This is a genomic window from Cryobacterium sp. TMT2-18-2, from assembly GCF_004402245.1.
Lineage (GTDB): Bacteria > Actinomycetota > Actinomycetes > Actinomycetales > Microbacteriaceae > Cryobacterium > Cryobacterium sandaracinum.
In genome coordinates, this window is record NZ_SOFU01000020.1 from 18,096 (window position 1) to 40,067 (window position 21,972).

The 21,972-nt window shown below is 67.4% G+C and carries 20 protein-coding genes and 1 tRNA gene; 5 read left to right on the forward strand and 16 right to left on the reverse strand.

The annotated features are described in order from the left end of the window. Nucleotides 1-10: 10 nt before the first annotated feature. The 6 genes from atpE to prmC form a co-directional block, all read right to left on the reverse strand. On the reverse strand, nt 11-241 hold the full coding sequence (gene atpE, locus E3O22_RS06395; protein ID WP_174720104.1) for an ATP synthase F0 subunit C: 231 nt from the start codon (nt 239-241) through the stop codon (nt 11-13). A 51-nt stretch (nt 242-292) separates the two neighbouring features. Then, the gene (atpB, locus tag E3O22_RS06400) at nt 293-1,075 is read right to left on the reverse strand and encodes a F0F1 ATP synthase subunit A (RefSeq protein WP_104099701.1); all 783 of its coding nucleotides are present in this window, start codon (nt 1,073-1,075) and stop codon (nt 293-295) included. A 179-nt stretch (nt 1,076-1,254) separates the two neighbouring features. After that, nucleotides 1,255-1,740 carry a hypothetical protein gene (locus E3O22_RS06405; protein WP_134395734.1) on the reverse strand — a complete coding sequence of 162 codons (486 nt, stop codon included), beginning with the start codon at nt 1,738-1,740 and terminating at the stop codon, nt 1,255-1,257. Next, nucleotides 1,737-2,960, reverse strand: coding sequence for an MraY family glycosyltransferase (locus E3O22_RS06410; protein WP_134395735.1), 1,224 nt, complete (start codon nt 2,958-2,960; stop codon nt 1,737-1,739). The genes E3O22_RS06405 and E3O22_RS06410 overlap by 4 nt, the downstream gene beginning before the upstream one ends. Nucleotides 2,961-2,962: 2 nt before the next feature. Beyond that, nucleotides 2,963-3,766 (reverse strand): L-threonylcarbamoyladenylate synthase, encoded by an 804-nt coding sequence (locus tag E3O22_RS06415; RefSeq protein ID WP_134395737.1) that lies wholly within the window; start codon nt 3,764-3,766, stop codon nt 2,963-2,965. 40 nt (nt 3,767-3,806) lie between these two features. Continuing rightward, nucleotides 3,807-4,688, reverse strand: coding sequence for a peptide chain release factor N(5)-glutamine methyltransferase (gene prmC, locus E3O22_RS06420; protein WP_241973298.1), 882 nt, complete (start codon nt 4,686-4,688; stop codon nt 3,807-3,809). A 140-nt stretch (nt 4,689-4,828) separates the two neighbouring features. Here prmC and cysK point away from each other — a divergent pair, with 140 nt between their 5' ends. Genes cysK through E3O22_RS06435 form a run of 3 tightly spaced genes read left to right on the forward strand, consistent with a single transcriptional unit; the run spans nt 4,829 to nt 7,399 of the window. After that, nucleotides 4,829-5,767 carry a cysteine synthase A gene (cysK, locus tag E3O22_RS06425; protein WP_134395738.1) on the forward strand — a complete coding sequence of 313 codons (939 nt, stop codon included), beginning with the start codon at nt 4,829-4,831 and terminating at the stop codon, nt 5,765-5,767. A 29-nt stretch (nt 5,768-5,796) separates the two neighbouring features. Continuing rightward, a complete protein-coding gene (epsC, locus tag E3O22_RS06430) occupies nt 5,797-6,375 on the forward strand; it encodes a serine O-acetyltransferase EpsC (RefSeq protein ID WP_134395740.1) in 579 nt (192 codons plus the stop codon). Nucleotides 6,376-6,388: 13 nt separating this feature from the next. Beyond that, nucleotides 6,389-7,399 (forward strand): isopenicillin N synthase family oxygenase, encoded by a 1,011-nt coding sequence (locus tag E3O22_RS06435; protein ID WP_134395742.1) that lies wholly within the window; start codon nt 6,389-6,391, stop codon nt 7,397-7,399. A gap of 54 nt (nt 7,400-7,453) precedes the next feature. Here the strand turns inward: E3O22_RS06435 and pdxH are convergent, their stop codons facing one another. From pdxH to argS, 10 genes are all read right to left on the reverse strand, one after another. After that, on the reverse strand, nt 7,454-8,095 hold the full coding sequence (pdxH, locus tag E3O22_RS06440; protein ID WP_174722045.1) for a pyridoxamine 5'-phosphate oxidase: 642 nt from the start codon (nt 8,093-8,095) through the stop codon (nt 7,454-7,456). Nucleotides 8,096-8,201: 106 nt separating this feature from the next. Beyond that, nucleotides 8,202-9,281 carry a peptide chain release factor 1 gene (prfA, locus tag E3O22_RS06445; RefSeq protein ID WP_104194084.1) on the reverse strand — a complete coding sequence of 360 codons (1,080 nt, stop codon included), beginning with the start codon at nt 9,279-9,281 and terminating at the stop codon, nt 8,202-8,204. Further along, complete coding sequence (rho, locus tag E3O22_RS06450; protein ID WP_134395744.1) at nt 9,281-11,848, reverse strand: transcription termination factor Rho; 2,568 nt, start codon at nt 11,846-11,848, stop codon at nt 9,281-9,283. Before rho ends, prfA begins: the two co-directional genes overlap by 1 nt. 400 nt (nt 11,849-12,248) lie before the next feature. Then, a complete protein-coding gene (thrB, locus tag E3O22_RS06455; protein ID WP_134395746.1) occupies nt 12,249-13,202 on the reverse strand; it encodes a homoserine kinase in 954 nt (317 codons plus the stop codon). After that, nucleotides 13,199-14,320, reverse strand: coding sequence for a threonine synthase (gene thrC, locus E3O22_RS06460; RefSeq protein WP_134395748.1), 1,122 nt, complete (start codon nt 14,318-14,320; stop codon nt 13,199-13,201). The genes thrB and thrC overlap by 4 nt, the downstream gene beginning before the upstream one ends. Beyond that, nucleotides 14,320-15,657 carry a homoserine dehydrogenase gene (locus E3O22_RS06465; protein ID WP_134395750.1) on the reverse strand — a complete coding sequence of 446 codons (1,338 nt, stop codon included), beginning with the start codon at nt 15,655-15,657 and terminating at the stop codon, nt 14,320-14,322. Before E3O22_RS06465 ends, thrC begins: the two co-directional genes overlap by 1 nt. Continuing rightward, a complete protein-coding gene (gene lysA, locus E3O22_RS06470) occupies nt 15,654-17,114 on the reverse strand; it encodes a diaminopimelate decarboxylase (RefSeq protein WP_134395752.1) in 1,461 nt (486 codons plus the stop codon). The genes E3O22_RS06465 and lysA overlap by 4 nt, the downstream gene beginning before the upstream one ends. Nucleotides 17,115-17,321: 207 nt before the next feature. Continuing rightward, on the reverse strand, nt 17,322-17,609 hold the full coding sequence (locus E3O22_RS06475) for a hypothetical protein (protein ID WP_134395754.1): 288 nt from the start codon (nt 17,607-17,609) through the stop codon (nt 17,322-17,324). Between the two features lie 131 nt (nt 17,610-17,740). Then, complete coding sequence (locus E3O22_RS06480; protein ID WP_134395756.1) at nt 17,741-18,520, reverse strand: DUF2993 domain-containing protein; 780 nt, start codon at nt 18,518-18,520, stop codon at nt 17,741-17,743. A 2-nt stretch (nt 18,521-18,522) separates the two neighbouring features. Beyond that, nucleotides 18,523-20,199, reverse strand: a complete 1,677-nt coding sequence (argS, locus tag E3O22_RS06485; RefSeq protein WP_134395757.1) for an arginine--tRNA ligase — start codon at nt 20,197-20,199, stop codon at nt 18,523-18,525. A 53-nt stretch (nt 20,200-20,252) separates the two neighbouring features. Between argS and E3O22_RS06490 the strand changes: the two genes are divergently transcribed. Both E3O22_RS06490 and E3O22_RS06495 read left to right on the forward strand, forming a co-directional pair. Then, complete coding sequence (locus E3O22_RS06490; protein WP_134395759.1) at nt 20,253-20,906, forward strand: iron ABC transporter ATP-binding protein; 654 nt, start codon at nt 20,253-20,255, stop codon at nt 20,904-20,906. A 168-nt stretch (nt 20,907-21,074) separates the two neighbouring features. Next, nucleotides 21,075-21,146, forward strand: a tRNA-Arg gene (locus tag E3O22_RS06495). Nucleotides 21,147-21,972 lie beyond the last annotated feature (826 nt).

The following is a 21,972-nucleotide window of genomic DNA, read 5'->3' on the forward strand; positions in this document are numbered from 1 at the left end:
GTGGCGATCCCTAGACGAAGATGAAGAAGACGGCAACACCGATGAAGGCAAGGAGCTCCGTGAACGCGATGCCGAGGAACATGGTGACCTGGAGACGGCCTGCGAGTTCGGGCTGGCGAGCCATGGCTTCAACGGTCTTTCCGGCGACGATACCGATGCCGATACCCGGGCCGATCGCGGCAAGACCGTAGCCTACGGTGGCGATATTGCCGGTGATCTCGGCAAGAATGGTGGATTCCACTATGTGTGTCCTTTCAATCGAAAACGACGTCGGTCGACGCAGTTGTGTGTGTCAGTGCTCTTCAGCCACGGCCTGTTGGACGTACACCGCGGTCAAGAGGGTAAAAATGTACGCCTGGAGGATGAACACGGCGAACTCGACGAAAGTGAAGATGAACCCGAACGCCAGCGTCCCGATTCCGAAGAGCCCCAACCAGCCACCTGCAGTGAAGATGAAGAAGCTCGTCGCCCCAAAGCACAGCACGAGCAGGAGGTGTCCGACCATCATGTTGAGCAGGAGTCGCAAAGCGAGCGAGATCGGCCGCACGATAAAGATATTGATGAACTCGATCGGGGCGAGCAAGATGTAGATCGGCCACGGCACACCGGCCGGGAAGAGCGAGTTCTTGAAGAACTTGGCGGCGCCGAGCTGCTTGATACCCGCGTAGATGAACACGACGTAGGCGACGAGACCGAGCAGCAGGGGCATGCCGATGAGTGCCGTGCCCGAGATGTTCAGGGCCGGGATTACGCCCGTGACGTTCATCGCAAGGATGCCGAAGAACATGCCGGCTAACAGGGGCAGGTAACGGCGACCCATCTCCTTGCCGAGGATCTGATCGGCGATCTGCACCTGGACAAAACCCAGTACAAGCTCGGCGATGCTCTGACCGCGGCCAGGGACCCGGGATGGTTTGCGCAGGGCGAGCCAGAAGAGCAGGAGCATCACGGCTACGGCGAGGATGCGGACCAGGATGATCCGGTTGATCTCGAAGGGCGTTCCCTCAAAGAACAACGCGGGGAGACCAAGGAACTCACTGATGCCCGGAGCCTGAAACTCATCGCCGGTAGCCATGGGAACCAGTAAGTTCGCAGCGTAATACAACAGCGCTATCTCCTGTTTCTGTGCGGATGCACAACGGCGACAATGGTCAAGTGTGGTCTGTGGCACAGTGGATCACACTGCGGCCGGTGACAGTTTTTTGACTCTATCAACTTTCGCTCACGGCGACTAATCGACCGCCCCTGTTCCGGTCAGGACCTGGGGTGGTCGGATTTTTTTGGGAGCACGGCGTCACTCACGTAGCCCAGATGGGAGCGGAAGACCACCAGGACGTCGACGATCATGGTGCCGATGGCTCCGGCAATGACGGTGATGAACAGAACTGTCGTCTGCACGAAGGAAGCATCCCGAAGCAGAGCGAGTATCACGATGAACACGACGATTTTCAGCAGCCATGCCCCCATCACGATGCCGAAAAAAGCGGCAATGTCGAACCGCATGGCCCCGATGATGCTCACGGCAGTGATCGAAGCGAACAGCACGGCAAGAGCGGTGCCGATGAGGGCGCTGATGAGGCCTTCGGTTGACGCGAAAAGGTAGCCGAGTCCGCCGCCGACGATCGCGATGGCAATCGCGAGGAAGCCTGTGTATCGAAGGACTGCGGTCAGGACCCCCCTGGCGTTCGATGGCACCGCTCGGAGCGTGGTGGGCAAGCTGGTGGGATCGGGTGCGTTCATACGTTTTCCTCCACCGTCGCGGACGCCTCATCGAGGCGGTCGAGTCGGGCGATTTCTTCTCTGTGTTCGGCCGTTCGGGCGAGCTGGCTGGCGGACTCGACGGCCTTGCGCCGACTCAACGGAGCCAGCGTGACGAGGGTGCAGATCAGCAGCGCGACGATCAGGAAAATTGTGGCATACCAGGTGGGCAGCCCGAAATACACCGGGAGCAGAAAGTAGAGCAGGCAACCGACGGATGCCGCCGCGGTCCAGCCGTAGAAGATCAAAACGGCATGCAGGTGCGAATGGCCCATGTCCAGTAGCCGGTGGTGCAAGTGCTTGCGGTCGGCGCTGAAGGGTGATTTACCGGCCCGGACGCGCCGGAACACCGCCAGACCGAAGTCGAGGAGCGGAATGATCAGGATGGCGACGGGCAGGATGATCGGGATGAACGCCGGGAAGAGCTGCGACCGGTTTACGGCGGTCGGGTCGACCTGGCCCGTGATCGCGATCGCGGACGTAGCCATCAGCAGACCCACCAGGAGGGCGCCCGCATCACCCATGAACAGTTTCGCCGGCCGCCAATTGAGCGGCAGGAAGCCGACGCAGGCACCCACCAGGACGGCAGCGATCAGTGAGGCGAGGTTGAAGTAGTTGCTCGGGGAGGTGTCCCGGGCCAGCAGGTAGCTGTAGAGGAAGAACACGCCGTTCGCGATGAGCGCGACGCCGGCCACGAGCCCGTCGAGCCCGTCGATGAAGTTGATCATGTTCATCACGATCACGATCACGATCACGGTGATCAGGATCGACATCCAGGAGGACCCGACGGTCAGCCCGCCGATCGGCAGCGACAACACCTGCACGCCCTGCCAGGCGATGAGGCCGGCAGCGATGAACTGCCCGGCCAGTTTGGTCATCCAGTCGAGGTCCCAGAGGTCGTCGGCCACTCCCAGCAGCACGATCAGCAGGGCTGCACCCAGGATGGCGAGGATCTGCTGGGGGTCACTGAAGATGAGTCGCAGCGGCGCGAAGCGGGCCGCAACCAGGTAGGCCACACCGAAGGCGGCGACGATGCCGACGAAGATCGCGATTCCGCCGAGGCGGGGCGTGGGCCGCGTGTGCACATCGCGCTCGCGGATCTTCGGATAGAGGCGGTAGCGGTGACTGAGCTTGAGTACAAGAACGGAGAACCCGAGGGTCACCAGGGCCGAGACCAGGCTGAGCAGGACGAAGACGGTCATTGCTAGCGTGCGTCTGCAGCGGGATCGACCGGTTCGGTCCTCACTGCGGTGCCGGGCTCGGTGGTCGGCTCGGTGGTGGTTTCGGCAGCGGGCTTGTCCTCAGGCGCGCCGAACCCGATCGGCGCGAGCGCCTCTCCGATCACGGCTTCGATGGTCTCCCGTGAGATCACGCCGTTCCGCACGATGACGACCTTGCCGCCGTTGGAGTCGAAGCCGGTGGCATCCACGATGGTCGACGAGGTGTCCCCCGGCCGGTCGCCGATGGGTTCGTAGCCGAGTCCGGCCGTTCCGCCGTCGAGGTAGACGGCCACGCTGCCGCCGAGCATCTCTTCGGCGCCTTCCGCGTCGATCGCGGAGGGCCGGCCGCTGGTGTTGGCGGATGACACGGCCAAGGGTCCCGTCTCGGAGAGGAGGTCGAGGGCAACCGGGTTGCTCGGCATCCGCAGGGCCACCGTGCCGCGGGTGTCACCGAGATCCCAGGCGAGCGACGGCTGGGCGTTCAGCACCACCGTCAGACCACCGGGCCAGAACGCGGCGACGAGCTCGCGCACCGGTTGCGGAATGTTCTGGGCCAGGGCGTCGAGGGTGGGAATTCCGGGGATCAGCACGGGCGGCGGCGAGGAACGGTCGCGGCCCTTGGCGTCGAGGAGGCGCTGGACCGCCTCCGGGTCGAAGGCGTCCGCGGCGATGCCGTAGACAGTGTCGGTGGGGATGACAACGAGCGCGCCGCGGCCGATGGCCGAGCGCGCGAGCCTCATGCCGGCCGCGTATTCCGTGTCAACCGAGCAGTCATAGATGCGAGTCATTGTGCCTGATTCTACTGCAGTCGCCCGGAGGGAACCGCCCTCACCGATCGGCGGGAACGGGGGCGAGGGCCGTGGTGGCGCGGTCGCGGGTGGTGTAGTCGCGGTGAGTGGCCGGGACGCGCCAGCCGTCGGCGGCCAGGAGGGCACGGATCTGCGCCCCCTGCAGCTCACCGTGCTCGATCACGATCTGGCCGCCGGGACGCAGGAGGCGCAGGGCCGTGCGGGAGACGTGCCGCACCACGTCGAGCCCGTCGGGGCCGCCGAACAGGGCGCGGGCCGGGTCGAAGAGGCGTACCTCGGGGTCGCGCGGGATCGCATCCGTCGGAATGTAGGGCGGGTTGGAGATGACCACGGCCACGGTTCCGTCGAGTTCGGTGAGCGCGTCGGTGAGGTCGCCGAACACCAGCGTGGCATTCGGCGCGGCTACCTGCTCGAAGTTGCGGGAGGTCCAGGGGAAGGCCTCCGGCGAGTTCTCGACCGCCCAGATGCGCGCGTTCGGCACCTCGACCGCCAGGGAAAGCGCTATCGCGCCACTGCCGGTGCCGAGGTCCACCCCGATCGGCTCCGCGTCGGGCAGTGCCCGGAGCGCGTCGATGGCGAACTGCGCCACCTGCTCAGTCTCAGGGCGGGGAACGAACACGCCCGGTCCGACGAACAGTTCGAGGGAGCGGAAGGGTGCCCGCCCGGTGATGTGCTGCAGCGGCTCGCGCAGGCAGCGGCGACGAACGAGTTCACGGATGGTCGCGGCATCCGCGGCGTCCAGGGCGGTGCCGAGGATGGCGGCGGCCTGCACCTGGCCGCGGCTCTGGGCGAGAACGTGACCGATCAGGAGATCGGCGTCGACGTCGGGGTCGCTGATCCCCGCCTGGGAAAGGGAGTCGATGGCCCGGGTGCGCAATTCGGCAATGTCGGTGGGAACAATGTCGGTAGGAATTGAGCTGATGGGAATGGAATGGTGGCCGTGCGGAGTTGTCACGTATTGAAATGTAACGCACGCACGCGCCCTCTGCCGGAGCCGTAGGCTGGGCGAGGTTCCTGACCCCGATCGAAAGGCGACCACCGATGCCCGCACAGATTTACTCCGATATCACTGCTGCAGTCGGCAAGACCCCTCTGGTCAAGCTGAACCGACTCACCGCCGGCCTCGACGCTACGGTTCTGGTGAAACTGGAGTTCTACAACCCCTCGGGCAGTGTGAAGGACCGGATCGGGATCGCGATCGTCGATGCGGCCGAGGCCTCGGGCGAGCTGGCTCCGGGCGGAACCATCGTCGAGGGCACCAGCGGCAACACCGGGATCGCCCTCGCCATGGTGGGCGCCGCCCGCGGGTACACGGTCATCCTGGCGATGCCGGAGACCATGAGCCGCGAACGCCGCCAGCTGCTGCGCGCCTACGGCGCCCGGATCGTGCTGACGCCGGGCTCCGACGGCATGCGCGGCGCGGTCACGAAGGCCGAGGAAATCGCCGCCGCCACCCCCGGGGCGATTTTGGCCCGCCAGTTCGACAACCCGGCCAACCCGGCCATCCACTACGCGACCACCGGCGTCGAGATCTGGGACGACACCGCGGGAGCCGTCGACATCCTCGTCGCCGGAATCGGCACCGGAGGGACCATCACGGGCACCGGTCAGCTGCTCAAGGAACGCAAGCCATCCGTGCGCATCGTCGGCGTCGAGCCGATCGACTCCCCCATCCTCACCGGTGGCAAGCCCGGACCTCACAAGATCCAGGGCCTCGGCGCCAACTTCATACCGAACGTTCTCGACACGCACGTCTACGATGAGGTCACCGACGTCACGCTCGCCGACTCCGTGTCCACGGCGCGCGCGCTGGCAACGGATGAGGGCATCCTCTCCGGCATTTCCGGCGGATCGGCTGTCTGGGCGGCCATCGAACAGGCCAAGCGCCCCGAGAACGCCGGCAAGACCATCGTGGCTATCATGCCGAGTTTCGGCGAGCGGTACCTCTCCACGGTGCTCTACGAGGACCTGCTGGACTAGTCGGCGGAACCGGGCAGGCGACGCAGCGAATGGGTGTCTTGTCGAGCATCCGTGAGGACCTGGCTATGGCGCGCGCCCACGACCCGGCCGCCCGCAGCAACATCGAGGTGTTCCTGGCGTACAGCGGTCTGCACGCCGTGTGGTCGTATCGAGTGTCCCACCGGCTGTGGGAGGCCGGATTGCGGCTTCCGGCCCGGCTCCTGTCGCAGTTCACCCGGTTCCTGACCGGGATCGAGATCCACCCCGGCGCCCGCATCGGCCGGAGGCTGTTCATCGACCACGGCATGGGCGTGGTGATCGGGGAGACCTCGGACATCGGCGATGACGTGATGCTCTACCACGGAGTCACCCTCGGCGGGAAGACCCGGCACGGGGTGGCCCGGGGGGAGAAGCGGCACCCCACCCTGCACGACGGGGTGACGATCGGCGCCGGCGCCAAGGTGCTCGGGCCCATCGTCATCGGCGCCTGGAGTACCATCGGCGCCAACGCGGTGGTGACCCGCGATGCCCCACCCAAGTCGCTGCTGCTGGGGATCCCGGCCATCGTGCAGCCGGCCAAGACCGACACCATCGAATCCGCCCGCGGGCTGCTGCCCGGCGACGACTGAGGGATAGAGACCAATGACCACCGATACCGCCGCCCTCACCCTCCCCGTACTCGACCTCTCGCGGCTCGACCGGGGCGAGGCGGAGGCGGAGGCTTTTCGGGCCGATCTGCGGGAGGCCACCCACTCCTTCGGGTTCTTCTACCTGACCGGTCACGGCGTGCCCGCGGACCTCACGGATCGGGTCATGCACACCGCCCGAGCCTTCTTCGCCCTCCCCGAAGCCGACAAGATGGCGATCGAGAACCTGCGGAGCCCGCACTTCCGTGGCTACACGCGGGTGGGCGGCGAGCTCACCCAGGGTACGGTTGACTGGCGCGAGCAGATTGACATCGGGCCGGAACGCCCGGCACTTCCGCGTCCCACGGATGCCGACTACCTGCGTCTCGAGGGACCGAACCAGTGGCCGTCCACTCTCCCCGCGCTACGAGACGTGATGACCCTCTGGCGCGACGAGCTCACCGCGGTCGCCCTCCGCCTGATGCAGGCCTGGGCGTTGTCTCTCGGTGCCGACGAGCACGTGTTCGACGCGGCCTTCGCCGAGAAGCCGTTCACCCTGATCAAGATCGTGCGCTACCCCGGCAAATCCGATCCCACTCCCCGGCAGGGCGTCGGCGCGCACAAGGACTCCGGGGTGCTGACCCTCCTGTTCGTCGAACCCGGCAAGGGTGGCCTGCAGGTGGAGAAGGATGGCGACTGGCTCGACGCTCCCCCGCTCGACGGCGCCTTCGTGGTCAACATCGGCGAGCTGCTGGAGGTGGCCACGAACGGCTATCTCAAGGCCACCGTGCACCGGGTGATCTCGCCTCTGATCGGCGACGACCGGGTTTCGATTCCGTTCTTCTTCGGCCCCGCGCTCGACGCGACCATCCCGCTGCTCACCCTGCCGGACTCCCTCGAGGCGCCCGGGGTCACGGCCGACCCGGACAACCCGATCTTCTCCACCTACGGGGAGAATGCCTTGAAGAGCCGACTGCGCGCGCACCCGGACGTGGCCGCCATCCACTACTCCGACCTGGCCGAGTAGCCATCGCAGCCGCCGCCGCTGCCCGCGCAGCGATCGTGGCCGCCCTGGCGGGTGCTACGGCTGGAGGCGCTCCCGCGTCCAGCCGCCGCCCGCCAGCGCCGTGAAATGCAGGCGGTCGTGCAGCCGGGACGTGCGGCCCTGCCAGAACTCGATCGCGTGCGGAATGACCCGGAACCCGCCCCAGTCCGTGGGCCGCGGGATCTCCGTGTCGTCGGGGTACCGCCGGTCGACCGCGCGCACCTGTTCCTCGAGCAGTTCGCGGCTCGCGATCGGTTCCGATTGCTCACTGGCCAGGGCGGCGATCCGGGCGGGCCGCGGACGACGCGCGAAATAGGCGTCGCTGACGGCGGCATCCGTGGCGTGGGCCGTGCCGTAGACGATCACCTGGCGCTGCATCGGGTACCAGGGGAATAGCAGCGTCACACCGGAATTCTTCCGGAGCGCGCGCCCCTTGCGCGAGTCGTAGTTGGTGACGAACTCGAACCCGCTGCCGTCGAGCCCCTTGAGCAGCACCGTGCGGCTGCTCGGCCGCCCGTCGGGGTCGATGGTGCCGACGACCATGGCGTTCGGCTCATACAGCCCGGCCCCCTCGGCGGCCGCCAACCAGGTGGCGAACTCGAGCATCGGGTCAGAATTCACCTGCGCCTCGGTCAGGCCCACAGCGCCGTAGTCGGTGTGACTCGTCAGGGATTCCATCAGCATCCTCGCCTCGTTGTCGAACGGTGGATGCGAAAAGCCCAGCCGCCGTTCTCTCCAGACTACGAGAGACCGGCGGCTGGGCAACCGCTGCGTGCAGGGTTGGTCAGTCGTGATCACCGATCTCGGCCAGCCGGGTGGCTTCGTCGGCCGTGATGCAGGAGTCGATCACGGCGTCGAGGGCGCCGTTCATGACCGTGTCCAGGTTGTAGGCCTTGTAGCCGGTGCGGTGGTCCGCGATCCGGTTCTCCGGGAAGTTGTACGTGCGGATGCGCTCGGACCGGTCCATGGTGCGGATCTGGCCCTTGCGCACGAGGGAGGCGGCGGCGTCGATTTCTTCCTGCTGCCGGGCCAGAACGCGGGCACGCAGAACGCGCATGCCGGCTTCCTTGTTCTGCAGCTGGCTCTTCTCGTTCTGCATGGCCACGACGATGCCGGTCGGAAGGTGGGTGATGCGCACGGCGGAGTCGGTCGTGTTCACGGACTGGCCGCCGGGGCCGCTCGACCGGTACACGTCGATCTTGAGGTCGTTCGCACTGATCTCGACCTCTTCGGGCTCGTCGACCTCAGGGAAGACGAGCACGCCGGCGGCGGAGGTGTGGATGCGTCCCTGCGACTCGGTGGCCGGCACTCGCTGAACGCGGTGCACGCCTCCCTCGTACTTGAGGTGCGCCCAGACGCCCTCGGCAGGGTCACTCGCGTTACCCTTGATGGCGAGCTGGATGTCTTTGATGCCGCCGAGGTCGCTCGTGGTCTGCTCGATGATCTCGGTTTTCCAGCGCTTCGACTCCGCATAGTGCAGGTACATGCGGAGCAAGTCGGCGGCGAACAGTGCGGATTCCGCACCGCCCTCCCCCATCTTGATCTCCATGATCACGTCACGGGCGTCGAGCGGGTCGCGCGGAATCAGCAGGCGCCGCAGCTTTTCGGCCGCGTTTTCCAGCTGCTCCACCAGACCGGGGATCTCCGCGGCGAAGTCGGCGTCCTCGTCCGCGAGTTCCCGCGCGGCATCGAGGTTCTCGCCGATCTCTTTCCACTCGTGCCAGGCCGCGATGATGCGGCTGAGCTCGGCATAACGACGGTTGACCTTCTTCGATCGGGCCGGGTTCGCGTGCAGCTCGGGATCCGCCAGCTGAGACTGGAGCTCATCGTGCTCAGCCAGCAGAGTCAGGACAGACTCGAACATCAGTGATCCTTGTCTGACCCACCGAGGGTCGGCATCGACTTCTGAACCTGCATCAAGAACTCGACGTTGGACGTGGTCTCCTTGAGGCGACCGAGGATGATCTCCAGTGCCTGCTGCTGTTCGAGCCCGGCGAGGGCGCGTCGCAGTTTCCAAGTGATCTTGACTTCGTCCGCGCTCATCAGCATTTCTTCACGACGGGTTCCGGATGCGTTGACATCCACCGCGGGGAAGATGCGCTTATCGGCCAGGTGGCGCGACAGGCGGAGCTCCATGTTGCCCGTGCCCTTGAACTCCTCGAAGATAACCTCGTCCATCTTGGATCCGGTCTCCACCAGGGCGGAGGCGAGGATGGTGAGCGAGCCACCGTTCTCAATGTTGCGCGCCGCTCCGAAGAAACGCTTCGGCGGGTACAGCGCGGACGCGTCGACGCCGCCGGAGAGGATCCGGCCCGACGGCGGGGCCGTCAGATTGTAGGCGCGGCCCAGGCGAGTGATCGAGTCGAGCAGCACAACGACGTCGTGGCCCAGTTCGACGAGACGCTTGGCACGCTCGATGGCGAGCTCGGCGACCGTGGTGTGGTCTTCGGCGGGACGGTCGAAGGTGGAGGCAATGACCTCACCCTTCACCGTGCGCTGCATGTCGGTGACCTCTTCGGGACGCTCATCGACCAGGACGACCATGAGGTGGACCTCGGGGTTGTTCGTGGCGATGGCGTTGGCGATCTGCTGCATGACGATGGTCTTGCCGGCCTTAGGCGGTGCGACGATCAGGCCGCGCTGTCCTTTACCGATCGGGGCGACCAGGTCGATGATCCGCTGCGTCAGCTTGCCCGGCTCGGTTTCGAGGCGCAGCCGCTCCGTCGGGTACAGCGGCGTGAGCTTCTGGAACTCGACGCGGTTCGCGGCCTCTTCGACGGTCAGGCCGTTGATGGAGTCGACCTTGACGATCGCGTTGTACTTCTGGCGTCCGCTCTGATCGCCTTCGTGGGGCTGGCGGATGGAGCCGACGACGGCGTCTCCCTTGCGCAGGTTGTACTTCTTGACCTGGCCGAGCGAGACGTAGACGTCGCTGGCACCCGGCAGGTAGCCGGAGGTGCGCACGAACGCGTAGTTGTCGAGGACGTCGAGGATGCCGGCGACGGGGATCAGCACGTCGTCGTCGTTCAGCTCCGGCTCGAAGTCGTCGCCGGTGGTGACGCCGCGACGCTTGCGGTCACGGAAACGGTTGCGGTTGCTCCGGCCGTTCAGGTCGTCTTCGAGTCCGGCGCGGTCGGGACCGGCGTTGCGGTCCTGACCCTGACGATCCTGACCCTGACGCTCTTGGCCCTGACGCTCTTGGCCCTGGTTGCGGTCCTGGCGGTCCTGACCCTGGCGCTCTTGGCGGTCCTGACGGTCCTGGGCGCGATCCTGGCTCTGCGGGGCCTGGCGGTCCTGACCCTGGTTTCGATCCTGACCCTGGTTGCGGTCCTGATTCTGATTGTCCTGGCTCTGGCCCTGGCCGCGGTTGCCGGTCTGGCGTTGCTGGCGGGCGGTCTCCTCGCCGCGCTCGGCGCCCTGCGTGCGGTCGCCCCCGCGGCTGCGGTTGCGGTTGCGGCCCTGTCGGGGCTGTTCCGTCTGCTCGGACAGTTCGCCCTGACCGGCGTGCTCGCCCTGCTCGGTCGATTCGGCCCGATCGGTGACGGCGTTCTCGACCCGGGCGTGCTGCTCGGTTCCGGTCTCGGTGCCGGTCTCGGTGCCGAGCTCGTCGGCGTTGTTGCGGGCGTCGATGCTGTTGCGGGCACCGCCGTTGCGGCCACCGCGTGAGCTACCGCGACGCGACCGGCCGGAACCGGTGGCCTCGGGCGCCGACTCGGTGATGGCGGGGGTCTCCTCGGCCACGACTGCGGTCTCGGCGGCAGCCTCGGTGATTGTTTCAGTCTGAACGGTGGGGGCCTCGGTGTCCACGATGGGGGTGGCGGCCGCTTCGGCGGCCGCCTTCACAGTGACCGACGTGGCACGCTTGCGAGCCTGGCGGACCGGCTTCGTGGCCGGGGCTACGGTCTCGGTCGCGGGTGACTCCGGCACGGTGCCGGCATAGGTGGTGGGGGCGGTCGTGCGGCGGAGGGTCGCGGCGTCATCCGGAACGATCATGCCGATGCCCAGGTCGCCGTCAGCGTTGACGTGTGCCACGGCGGGAGCCGCGGTCGCGGTGGAGGCGCGGCGGGACACGCGCTTGCGCGGCGCGGCGCCGGTGACGTTGGCAGCAACGTCGGTGGTCGAGGCCGCGTCGGTCGCAGCGTCGGCCGTGGGAGTCGCCTCTTCGACGGGATCGGCGGCCGTGGTGTCGGCGGGCGTGGTGTCGGCGGGCGTGGCCTCGGCGGAGACACCCGAGGATGCGCTCTTGGCCTGCTCGGCGGTGATTGCTCCTACGAGCTCTCCCTTGCGAAGCTTGGATGCACCCGGGATACCCAGCTCGATCGCCAGAGCCAGAAGCTCGGCGACGCGAAGGGTGGTGAGGTGCGAGGAATCCGCACCGGGGGTGAGGAGGTTGACGTCAGTCACGAAAATTGTCCTTTCCCCTGGCGTCATGCGTGCTGGCCAGGGAAGCTGTTGCAGCGTCTCACGCGCTGCGGGTGGTCCAATCCCAAAGTGATGTGGATTGAAGTGAACACACACAGCTACGCATAGATGATGCGATAGCAGTGAGTTACAGGGAATGCACCGGAGAAGGGAGCCGGGCGTTACGCGGTTCCATCGGGTGCACGTTCACTGTAGCAGAACGTGAGAACGCCGAGGACCGCCCGGATACGGCGTGTCCTCGGCTTTCAGTTACTCCGTGACATGAGTGAGCCCTCACAGCCGTCAGCGATGAGTCACCGCTACCGGGTCCAACCGGAGCGGGCACTGCGACGGCGAGGAACACCGCCCGGGCGGTGCAGCCGGCTGACCGACCGGGAGCGACACACCCAATCGATTCGGACTCGGCTCTCTAACGCTCGGTGCGGGTGACGGTTGCGCCCAGCACGTCGACGGCCAGCATCAGCGCCTGCCAGGGCGTTTCGGACTCGGCGGCGACGAGCTCGGCCGCGACGAGTCGCTGCCCTGGGTCACTGGCCAGCACCAGGATCGATGGGCCGGCGCCGGAGACGACGGCGGCGAAGCCGTGCTCCCGGAGCAGGGTGATCAGCCGGTTGGTCTCCGGCATGGCGGCGGCACGGTAGCTCTGGTGCAGTTTGTCCTCGGTGGCCGCGAGGAGCAGCTCGGGGCTCTGGATCAGGGCGGCGATCAGGAGGGCCGAGCGCGACAGGTTGAAGACGGCGTCTTCGTGCGGCACGCTCTCGGGCTGCAGGCTGCGGGCGAGCGCCGTGGACATGGCGTGCTCCGGAACGAACACGAGCGGCTTGACGCCGCGGTGCACCATCAGCTTCTTGTGGCGCGGTCCGTCGGGTGTCATCCACGCGATCGTGAGACCCCCGAACAGTGCCGGCGCCACATTGTCGGGGTGCCCCTCCATCTCAGTCGCGAGGGCCAGGAGCGCCTCCGCATCGATGTCGACGATGCCCTCGAGCAGGCCCTTCGCGGCCATGATCCCGGCGACGATGGCGGCGCCGGACGAGCCCATGCCGCGGCCGTGCGGGATCTCGTTGTGGGCAACGAGGTTCAGTCCGGGCAGTTCCTGGCCGTAGGCGGCGAAGGTGTGGATGAGGGCGCGCACGACAAGGTTGGTCTCATCGGTGGGCACCACGCCTTCACCGACGCCGTGCACCTCGACCGTGACGCCCGGCTCATCGCGAACGGAGGCCTCGAGGTGGTCGTGGTGCGCCAGGGCCAGACCCAGGGTGTCGAAGCCGGGGCCGAGGTTGGCCGTGGTCGCCGGCACCTGCACGGTGACGGAACGGCCCGAGAGCACCGACTTGCCCGAGAGGGCCTCGGCGATGGTCATTTCTGGACCAGCCCGAGGACGCTGGCGATTTCGGCGGTGTCGACAGGCACGATGGTCGGTTTGACGTCGGAGCCGTCCGCGGTGCGGAGCGCCCACTGCGGGTCCTTCAGACCGTGGCCGGTGACCGTGAGAACCACGGTGGAGCCGGCCGGGATGAGCCCGGCTTCGGCGCGTTCGAGCAGGCCGGCGACGCTGATCGCGGAGGCCGGTTCGACGAAGATGCCGACCTCGGCCGACAGGATGCGGTAGGCCTCGAGGATCTTGTCGTCGCTGATCGCGCCGAAGTAGCCGTCGGTCAGGGTGCGCGCGGCGAGGGCGAGGTCCCAGGAGGCCGGGTTGCCGATGCGGATGGCGCTGGCGATGGTCTCCGGGTGGTCGACGCGGTGGCCGAGCACGATCGGGGCGCTGCCGGCAGCCTGGAACCCGAACATGCGCGGCAGCTTCGTAGTGGCGCCGCGCTCGAGCTCTTCGGTGTACCCGCGTGTGTAGGCGGTGTAGTTGCCGGCGTTGCCGACGGGGACGATGTGGATGTCCGGCGCGTCTTCCAGCACCTCGACGACCTCGAAGGCGGCCGTCTTCTGGCCCTCGATCCGGTCGGGGTTGACCGAGTTGACTAGGTGCACGGGGTAATTCGCGGAGAGGTCGCGGGCGATGTCGAGGCAGTCGTCAAAATTGCCCTGCACCTGCAGCAGCTGCGCGTTGTGCGCGATGGCCTGGCTGAGCTTGCCCATGGCGATCTTGCCCTCGGGCACCAGCACGACGGCCTGGATTCCGGCGTGGGTCGCGTAGGCGGCGGCCGACGCGGAGGTGTTGCCGGTGGACGCGCAGATGACGGCCTGGGCACCGTCTTCGACGGCCTTGGAGATGGCCATGGTCATGCCGCGGTCCTTGAAGGAACCGGTCGGGTTCATGCCCTCGTACTTGATCCAGACCTTCGCGCCCGTGCGAACGGAGAGCGCCGGAGCCGGAATCAGCGGGGTGCCCCCCTCGCCGAGCGTGATGATCGGCGTCGCATCCGTGATGTTGAGGCGGTCCGCGTATTCGCGCAGCACGCCGCGCCACTGCCGGGAAGCCGTCTTCGCGGCTGGTTTCGGCAGAGTCTCTCGTTCGCTGGACATCAGGCTCCTTCAACTCTCAAAACGGATGCGACATTGGTGACAAATCTGTTCGCGGCGAGGTCTGTCACGGTGGCCGCCAGGGCGGCCTCCGTGGCCTCGTGCGTTCCGATGACTAGGGTAGCCGTGGCGGAGACGGCGGAGCGACTCGCGGTGCCCGGCTGCGCCGGCGTCATCGACTGCTCGACCAGGGCCAGGGACACGCCGTGGTCGCTGAACACGCTGGCGAGCGTGGCGAGAACGCCGGGCTCGTCGGTGACTTCCAGGGTCACGGCGTAGCGCGTGACGATCTGGCCGATGTCGAAGACCGGCAGGTCGGCGTGCTGGGACGCGGGAACGCCGGGGCCACCGGCGATGTGGCGGCGGGCCAGTGACACCAGGTCGCCGAGCACGGCGGACGCCGTCTCCACGCCCCCGGCGCCGGCGCCGTAGAACATCAGGCTTCCGGCCGACTCGGCTTCGACAAAGACCGCGTTGTTGGCGCCGTGCACGGAGGCGAGCGGGTGGCTGCGGTGAACCATGGCTGGGTAGACCCGGGCGGAGACGCCCTGCTGGCCGCTTTCGGCGTCGACGAGGCGTTCGCAGATGGCGAGCAACTTCACGACGTAGCCGGCCTTGCGGGCCGAGTCGATCTGCGCGGGCGTGATGGCGGTGATGCCCTCGCGGTAGACGGATGCGAGCGGCACGGTCGTGTGGAAGGCGAGGCTGGCCAGAATGGCCGCCTTCTGCGCCGCGTCGTACCCGCCGATGTCGGCGGTCGGGTCGGCCTCGGCGTAGCCGAGGTCGGTGGCCAGGGCGAGAGCCTCCTCGAGGGTGTCCCCCTCAGTGTCCATCCGGTCGAGGATGAAGTTGGTGGTGCCGTTCACGATGCCGAGGATGCGGTTGACCTGGTCGCCACCGAGACTCTCGCCGAGCGGCCGAACGATCGGGATCGCACCGGCCACGGCCGCCTCGTACTTGAGCTGTGCGCCGACCTGGTCGGCGGCGGCGAGGAGTTCTGGCCCGTGGGTGGCCAGCAACGCCTTGTTGGCGGTGACGACATCCGCCCCCGAGTTGATCGCCATCAGAATGTATGAGCGAGCGGGCTCGATGCCGCCCATCAACTCGATCACGACATCGGCGCCGAGGATCAGGGTCTCGGCGTCGGTGGTGAACAGCTCGCGGGGCAGGTCGACGGTGCGCTCGGCGTCGATGTCGCGCACCAGGATGCCGACGAGCTCGAGGCTGGCACCGACCCGGTTGGCGAGTTCTTCACTGTTTTCGAGCAGCAGCCGGGCGACCTGGGCGCCGACGGAGCCGCCGCCCAGCAGTGCGACGCGCAGATTGCGGTATTCGATCATCGGGCGGGTTCCTTCGGTAGATCGGTCGAGCCGGTGGTCGAGCCGGGATTCGAGCCGGGGATCGAGCCGGTCGAGACCGAGACCCCGGTGTCGCGGGCGAGCAGGTCGGCGATGGTCTCGCCGCGCACCAGCATCCGCGGGATGCCGTCGGCCACCGCGACCACGGCCGGCCGGCCGAGGAAGTTGTAGTTGTTCGACAGCGACCAGCAGTAGGCGCCGGTGGCCGCGACGGCCACCAGGTCGCCCGGGGCCACGTCGCCGGGGAGATAGTCCGCGTCGACGACGATGTCGCCGCTCTCGCAGTGCTTGCCGGCGAGGCGCACCAGCACCGGGTCGGCCGCCGACACGCGGCCGGCGAGCCGCACGGTGTAGTCGGCGCCGTAGAGGGCGGGGCGGGCGTTGTCGCTCATGCCTCCGTCGACACTGACATAGAGGCGCGGGTTGCCGGCCACGTCGACGGACTTGGTGGTTCCGACCTCGTAGAGGGTGATTCCGGCCGGGCCGATGATGTAACGTCCCGGCTCGAAGGCGACCACGGGCACCGGGATGCCGAGGGCGCTGCACTGCGCGGCAACGATGTCGGCCAGGCTGGCCGCGAGCTCACCGATCGGGGTGGGGGTGTCGGCCAGCGTGTAGGCGATGCCGAAGCCGCCGCCGAGGTTCAGCTCGGGGACGGGGCCGCCTGCGAGCAGGGCGGCGTGCACGGCGAGGAGGCGCGACGCGGATTCGGCGAAGCCGTCGGCGCCGAAGATCTGCGAGCCGATGTGGCAGTGCAGGCCGCGGAAGCTTAGGCCCGGCTCGGCCCGGATGAGGCCCACCAGCGCCGCGGCGTCATCGAGCGTCACGCCGAATTTCTGGTCTTCGTGCGCCGTGGCGAGGAATGCGTGGGTGTGTGCGTGCACGCCGCTGTTCACGCGCAGCCGAACGGCCTGCACGATGCCGTGCCGGGCGGCGGCCGCGGCGACGCGCCCGATTTCGACCAGGCTGTCGATCACGATGGTGCCGACGCCGACGCGGCAGGCCTCGTCGATCTCGGCCAGGGACTTGTTGTTGCCGTGATAGCCGAGCCGGTTCGGCGGGCTGCCGGCCGCCAGCGCCACGGCGAGTTCGCCGCCGCTGCAGACGTCGATGTTGAGGCCTTCGGCAAGCATCCAACGGGCGATCTCGGTGGACAGGAACGCCTTGCCGGCGTAGTAGATGTGCACGCTCGTGCCGATGCGGGCGAACTCGGCCTCGAAGACGGCGCGGAGCGAGGCCGCGCGGGCGCGGGCATCCGTTTCGTCGACCAGATATAGAGGAGTGCCGTATTCGGCGGCCAGGGCGGAGGCGGTGCAGCCGCCGATGAGGAGTTCACCCTGCGGGGTGCGGTCGATGGTGGCCGGCCAGAGGCCGTCGGCAAGCGCATTGGCGTCGTCGGGCAGGCAAAGCCAGTCGGGGGCGAGCGGGTTGGTGGCCACGGGTGAAAACCTCACGGGAAATGTCGAGTGGGTGTCTCACTGAGTGGCGAGCGAACCCGGATTGGTCCCTGAAGCCAGTGAAAGGATGCCGTCGGCTGCGACCGGAGACCTGTCCCGAGTGTAGCGAACGCCGCCGGTGCGCGCCGAATCGCGTTACGTCCCGCTGCGTGGTGAGAGGCGCGGGCTGAGCAGCGGGGCGGGCCGCGATCAGACCAGCGCGGCGGTTTCGGCCACGTCGACGATCCACGCCTCCGGGTCGATCATGACCGACGAGCCGCTGCTAGTCCAGATGCGCCGCATCTTGAGGAGCATCTTCTCCGCCTCCCGGACGGAGCCCAATTCCAGGTCGACCATGACGAAGTTCGGATTAGTCACCGAGCGGAGGATCGTGTAGCGGATCACCCCGGATCCGCGGCGGTCGGCCGGGTCCAGGTCGAAGGCGCGTTTCCAGCGGTCATAGTCGGGCACGGGGTGTTGAATGCGCAGGACAGTCATGGAGCCTCCTCGGACAAGCGAATGCGCGACCGGCGGTACCTTCCAGCCTACGACCCCGCGGTCACCCTGTCAGGCCCCGGTTTGGTCGCGGTTCGAACGGTCCGCGAGCGGCGCGGCGTGCCGCTCACGGCTCAGCCTGCTCCGCAGCTGCCAAGGGTTGTCAGCGACTGGCGGCTCAGCGTCAACGTGCTCGACTGCAGCGTGAGTCGCGCTCGATCCGAGGTCACGTTCACTCCGGCAAGGGTGACCCCCTCGGGGAGGTACTGGGCCACGCAGATGCGGAGCGGTTCCTCCCCCAGAACACGAGACAGCAGGTTGCCGGCGTCGATGCTGCCGCCGCCTGAGGTGACGCTGGCACCGCTCGGCGTGAGCAGCAGTGCGTCGGCGTCCACGCTCGGCGTCGCCGAGGCGCGGTAGCCGATCGGGAAGCCGAGCACCTCCAGGCTGCCGCTGTAGCTGATCTCGTCCTGCCCGAGTTCGACGCCGGCATCGGGGACATTGCTCGGCAGAGACTGGCTCAGCAGGGTGTTGAGGGCGTCGGGTTCGAGGTCGATGATGCCGCGCACGTCGCCGACGGGCTGGGATTGGTCAAGCGGGACATCCGTCGCCACGACGTGCACGGATGCCTGCACGCCGTCCACGGTCAGGGTGCCTGATTCCAGGGCCACCCGGTCGAAGCTGCCGCCGAGGTACTGCGCGATGACCGACAGGCCTCCGATGGAGACGGCCACGTCCCCGGTCACGGTGTCGGGCAGGTTCGAGGCGATCTCCCGCTCGATCTGGCCCTCGGCGTAGCTGCGCAGTCCCCCGTCGACGAAGAAGAAGGCAGCGACGAGCCCGACCACGACCAGACCCGCGACGATGAACGCCCCGAGCCCGCGACGACGGGATTTCCTGGCGGACGCGTCCATGCCTACATGCGTTCCGGTGCGGAGACGCCGAGCAGGCCGAGGCCGTTGCGGATGACCTGGCCGGTGGCGTCGTTGAGCCAGAGCCGGGTGCGGTGCCGGTCGGTGATCGGTTCGTCGCCGAGCGGGATCACCCGGCAGCTGTCGTACCAGCGGTGGTAGTAGCCGGCAACCTCTTCGATGTAGCGGGCGATACGGTGGGGCTCGCGCAGTTCGGCGGCCTGCGCGACGACGCGCGGGTATTCCTGCAACACGCCGAGCAGGGCCGATTCGCTGTCGTGGGTGAGCAGCTCCGGGGCGAATGCGGTGCGTTCCACCCCCGCGGTGGCCGCGTTGCGGGCGACCGAGCAGGTACGGGCATGCGCATACTGCACGTAGAAGACCGGGTTCTCGTTGGTGCGCTTGCCGAGCAGGTCGAGGTCGATGTCGAGCTGGGTGTCGCTGCTGGAGCGCACCAGGGAGTAGCGGCCAGCGTCCACGCCGACGGCGTCGACGAGGTCGTCGAGGGTGACGATCGTTCCGGCGCGCTTACTCATCCGCACCGGTTCGCCATTGCGCAGCAGGTTGACCATCTGGCCGATCAGGATCTGCAGGTTCACGCCGGGCACGTCGCCGAACGCCTCGACCATGGCCATCATGCGGCCGACATAGCCATGGTGATCGGCGCCGAGCATGATCAGGTTCTGGTCGAAACCGCGCTCACGCTTGTCGAGGTAGTAGCCGAGGTCACCGGAGATGTAGGCCGGTTCGCCGTTGGAACGGATGATGACGCGGTCGCGGTCATCGCCGAACGTGGTCGTGCGCAGCCAGATGGCCCCGTCTTCTTCGAAGATGTGGCCCTGTTCGCGCAGCCGTTCGATGGCCCGGTTGACGGCGCCGGACTCGTGCAGGGAATCTTCGTGGAAGTACACGTCGAAATCCACGCCGAAGCCGTGCAGCTTCTCCTTGATCTCGGTGAACATCAAATCGACGCCGACGCTGCGGAAGACTTCCTGCTGCTCGTCGCGGGCCAGCACCGCGATGTCGCCTTCGTGGCTGGCCACGACCTGGTCGGCGATGTCTCCGATGTAGGCGCCGCCGTAACCGTCTTCGGGGGTGGGCTCGCCGAGGTAGCCGGCGAGCACGCTGCGGGCGAAGCGGTCGATCTGCGAGCCGTGGTCGTTGAAGTAGTACTCGCGGGTGACGTCGGCGCCCTCCGCCTGCAGCACCCGGGCCAGGCTGTCACCCACGGCCGCCCAGCGCACGCCGCCCATGTGGATGGGGCCGGTGGGGTTGGCGGACACGAACTCGAGGTTGATCTTGAGGCCGTCGTAGAGGTGCCCGGTGCCGTAAGCGGGGCCCGCATCGACGATGGTCTTGGCGAGGGCGCCGGCGGCGGCGGCCTCGAGACGGATGTTGATGAAGCCGGGTCCGGCGACGTCCACCGAGGCCACGTCGGGAAGCTGTTCCAGGCCGGCAGCCAGTTCGGCGGCCACCTCGCGCGGGTTGGAGCCTAGTGGCTTGGCAATCTTCATCGCGACGCTGGAGGCCCAATCACCGTGGTCGCGGTTTCTCGGACGCTCGAGGGTGACATCCGCCCCGGTCAGTTTGACGTCGGTCACGTCGATTCCGGCCTCGCGTCGACGCTCGCTCAACTGGAGGATGAGGTCGAACAGGGATTGGGAAAGCTCAGCGGGAGTCACGACAAGCAAGCTTACCGGCCCGGTCACAGACAACCCTCTTGGTAAGGTCAAGCGTGACTCACTCCCTCTCGCCCAGACTCCCGCGCGGACGGCTCCTGCGCACCACCCTTCTCCTTGCCACCGGCACGGTCGCCGTCGTGGCGCTGGCTGCCTGCGGTTCGGGTTCCACCCCGGACAGCAGCCCGTCGGCAGCGTCGCCATCAGCCACTCCCGGGTCGACGTCGAACGCGACGCAGACACCGGGGCCCACCGCGACGCCGACACCCACCCCCACGGCAGCAGGCACCCCGGTCACACTTACCTGCGACCAGGTGCTCACCCTCGACGACGTCTACGCCTTCAACCCGAGCTACGGCACGGCCCCCGGTTTCGAGCCGACCATCGCCGCGGGTCAGATGGCGGCAGAGTACCAGGGGCTGAATTGCGGACTGCTCAATCAATCGAGCGACGGAACGATCGAGGTCTCGGTGACCCAGCCCAACGACGTGCTGCTGTCGCAGCTGAAGAACGAGGCCAGCAGCTCCAGCAAGATCGTTCCCACATATGGCACGCCGCCCGACGTCGAGGGCTATTTTTCGGCTGCCGGCGGGACTGGTGTGGCTCAGGTCTTCACCTCCACCTACTGGATCACGGTGGGCTCGAGCGAGTTCGTCGAGCCGGGCGACGCCGAGTCACTCGTTTCCGCGGCGATCGCGAACCTGCAGTAACACGCCCGGGCGGACCGCGCGGCGGAACCCACCTGAACCTGCCCGAACCTGCCGAATTCGGCACTACCGGTCGAGTTCGGGTGGTGTGCCGGGCGAGCTCGACCGCATCCGTCGAACTCGATGCGGAACATCGCCTGCCCGGATGCTGATAACCTAGTGTTTTCCCTGGCCCCCATAGCTCAGGGGATAGAGCACTGCCCTCCGGAGGCAGGGGCGGCAGTTCGAATCTGCCTGGGGGCACAACTGTCAGAGTCCGTGCGAACACTCGGGTCGCGGACTGATCGGTGACACGATCTGAAGGCTTTGTCGCGCCGTTTGCCCACACTGGCCCACAGCTGCTCTCCGACGAAGCTCGGCGTCGCTATGCCGTGGTCGCACCGGTCACCCGCACCACCGACAGGTCAGCGATAACCATTGAGCCCCACCGGGACGGGACCGCCGCCATCCGATGGGCACGCAGATCAGCTGCGGAGCGCGACGGGATCACGTCGACTTCGGTGCCCGCGGCGGCCGGTCGGGTCTGGGAGCACGTCGTCGGACCCCACCGCAACGACTCGAGACCGCGGTGCTCACAGACGATGGCCGGGGAAGGGCTGCCACCAAGACCTTCCCCCGTTCGAATCCGGAGGCAGCGAGGTTGCTGCGCCCCGGCCCCTCGGGAATCGCGTGCAACGCGGAGAACACCGCTACCGCCTCTGCAGCTCCGGGCCCGGTGGTAGACCGATTTGACGCAGATTCTGGTCTGAAAACACATATTTGGGTTTCCTGGGACAGTTTCGAGCAGAATCTCCAGCGAATTCGTTCGGGAGAGAGTCGCAGCTCAACCTGTGACGAGGAGACACGGGAGTCACGAGAGTCACGAGAGTCACGGAACGCTCGCTCAGGAACCACGGACCGCTCCCTCAGAAGTCGCGGAACCCACGCTTATCCCGCGTCGCGGGCGAGCCCGTCGAGACCACCGCTACAGCGCTGCCCGCTTGCTCGGCAGTGCGATCAGCGTCTGCTTCGGGTCGACCTCGACCGGTGGCCTAAGCCAGTACTGCGTTCCGGTGCGGCTGATCGTCCA

Coding starts and splice junctions, on each gene's coding strand:
- E3O22_RS06405 (WP_134395734.1), bottom strand. CDS start 1,740: ATGAACGCACCCGATCCCACCAGCTTGCCCACCACGCTCCGAGCGGTG.
- thrB (WP_134395746.1), bottom strand. CDS start 13,202: ATGACCATCGCCGAGGCCCTCTCGGGCAAGTCGGTGCTCTCGGGCCGT.
- E3O22_RS06480 (WP_134395756.1), bottom strand. CDS start 18,520: ATGGACGCGTCCGCCAGGAAATCCCGTCGTCGCGGGCTCGGGGCGTTC.
- E3O22_RS06465 (WP_134395750.1), bottom strand. CDS start 15,657: ATGATCGAATACCGCAATCTGCGCGTCGCACTGCTGGGCGGCGGCTCC.
- prfA (WP_104194084.1), bottom strand. CDS start 9,281: ATGTTCGAGTCTGTCCTGACTCTGCTGGCTGAGCACGATGAGCTCCAG.
- E3O22_RS06435 (WP_134395742.1), top strand. CDS start 6,389: ATGACCACCGATACCGCCGCCCTCACCCTCCCCGTACTCGACCTCTCG.
- pdxH (WP_174722045.1), bottom strand. CDS start 8,095: ATGGAATCCCTGACGAGTCACACCGACTACGGCGCTGTGGGCCTGACC.
- atpB (WP_104099701.1), bottom strand. CDS start 1,075: ATGGCTACCGGCGATGAGTTTCAGGCTCCGGGCATCAGTGAGTTCCTT.
- E3O22_RS06410 (WP_134395735.1), bottom strand. CDS start 2,960: ATGACCGTCTTCGTCCTGCTCAGCCTGGTCTCGGCCCTGGTGACCCTC.
- cysK (WP_134395738.1), top strand. CDS start 4,829: ATGCCCGCACAGATTTACTCCGATATCACTGCTGCAGTCGGCAAGACC.
- epsC (WP_134395740.1), top strand. CDS start 5,797: ATGGGTGTCTTGTCGAGCATCCGTGAGGACCTGGCTATGGCGCGCGCC.
- E3O22_RS06415 (WP_134395737.1), bottom strand. CDS start 3,766: ATGACTCGCATCTATGACTGCTCGGTTGACACGGAATACGCGGCCGGC.
- rho (WP_134395744.1), bottom strand. CDS start 11,848: ATGACGCCAGGGGAAAGGACAATTTTCGTGACTGACGTCAACCTCCTC.
- E3O22_RS06475 (WP_134395754.1), bottom strand. CDS start 17,609: ATGACTGTCCTGCGCATTCAACACCCCGTGCCCGACTATGACCGCTGG.
- thrC (WP_134395748.1), bottom strand. CDS start 14,320: ATGTCCAGCGAACGAGAGACTCTGCCGAAACCAGCCGCGAAGACGGCT.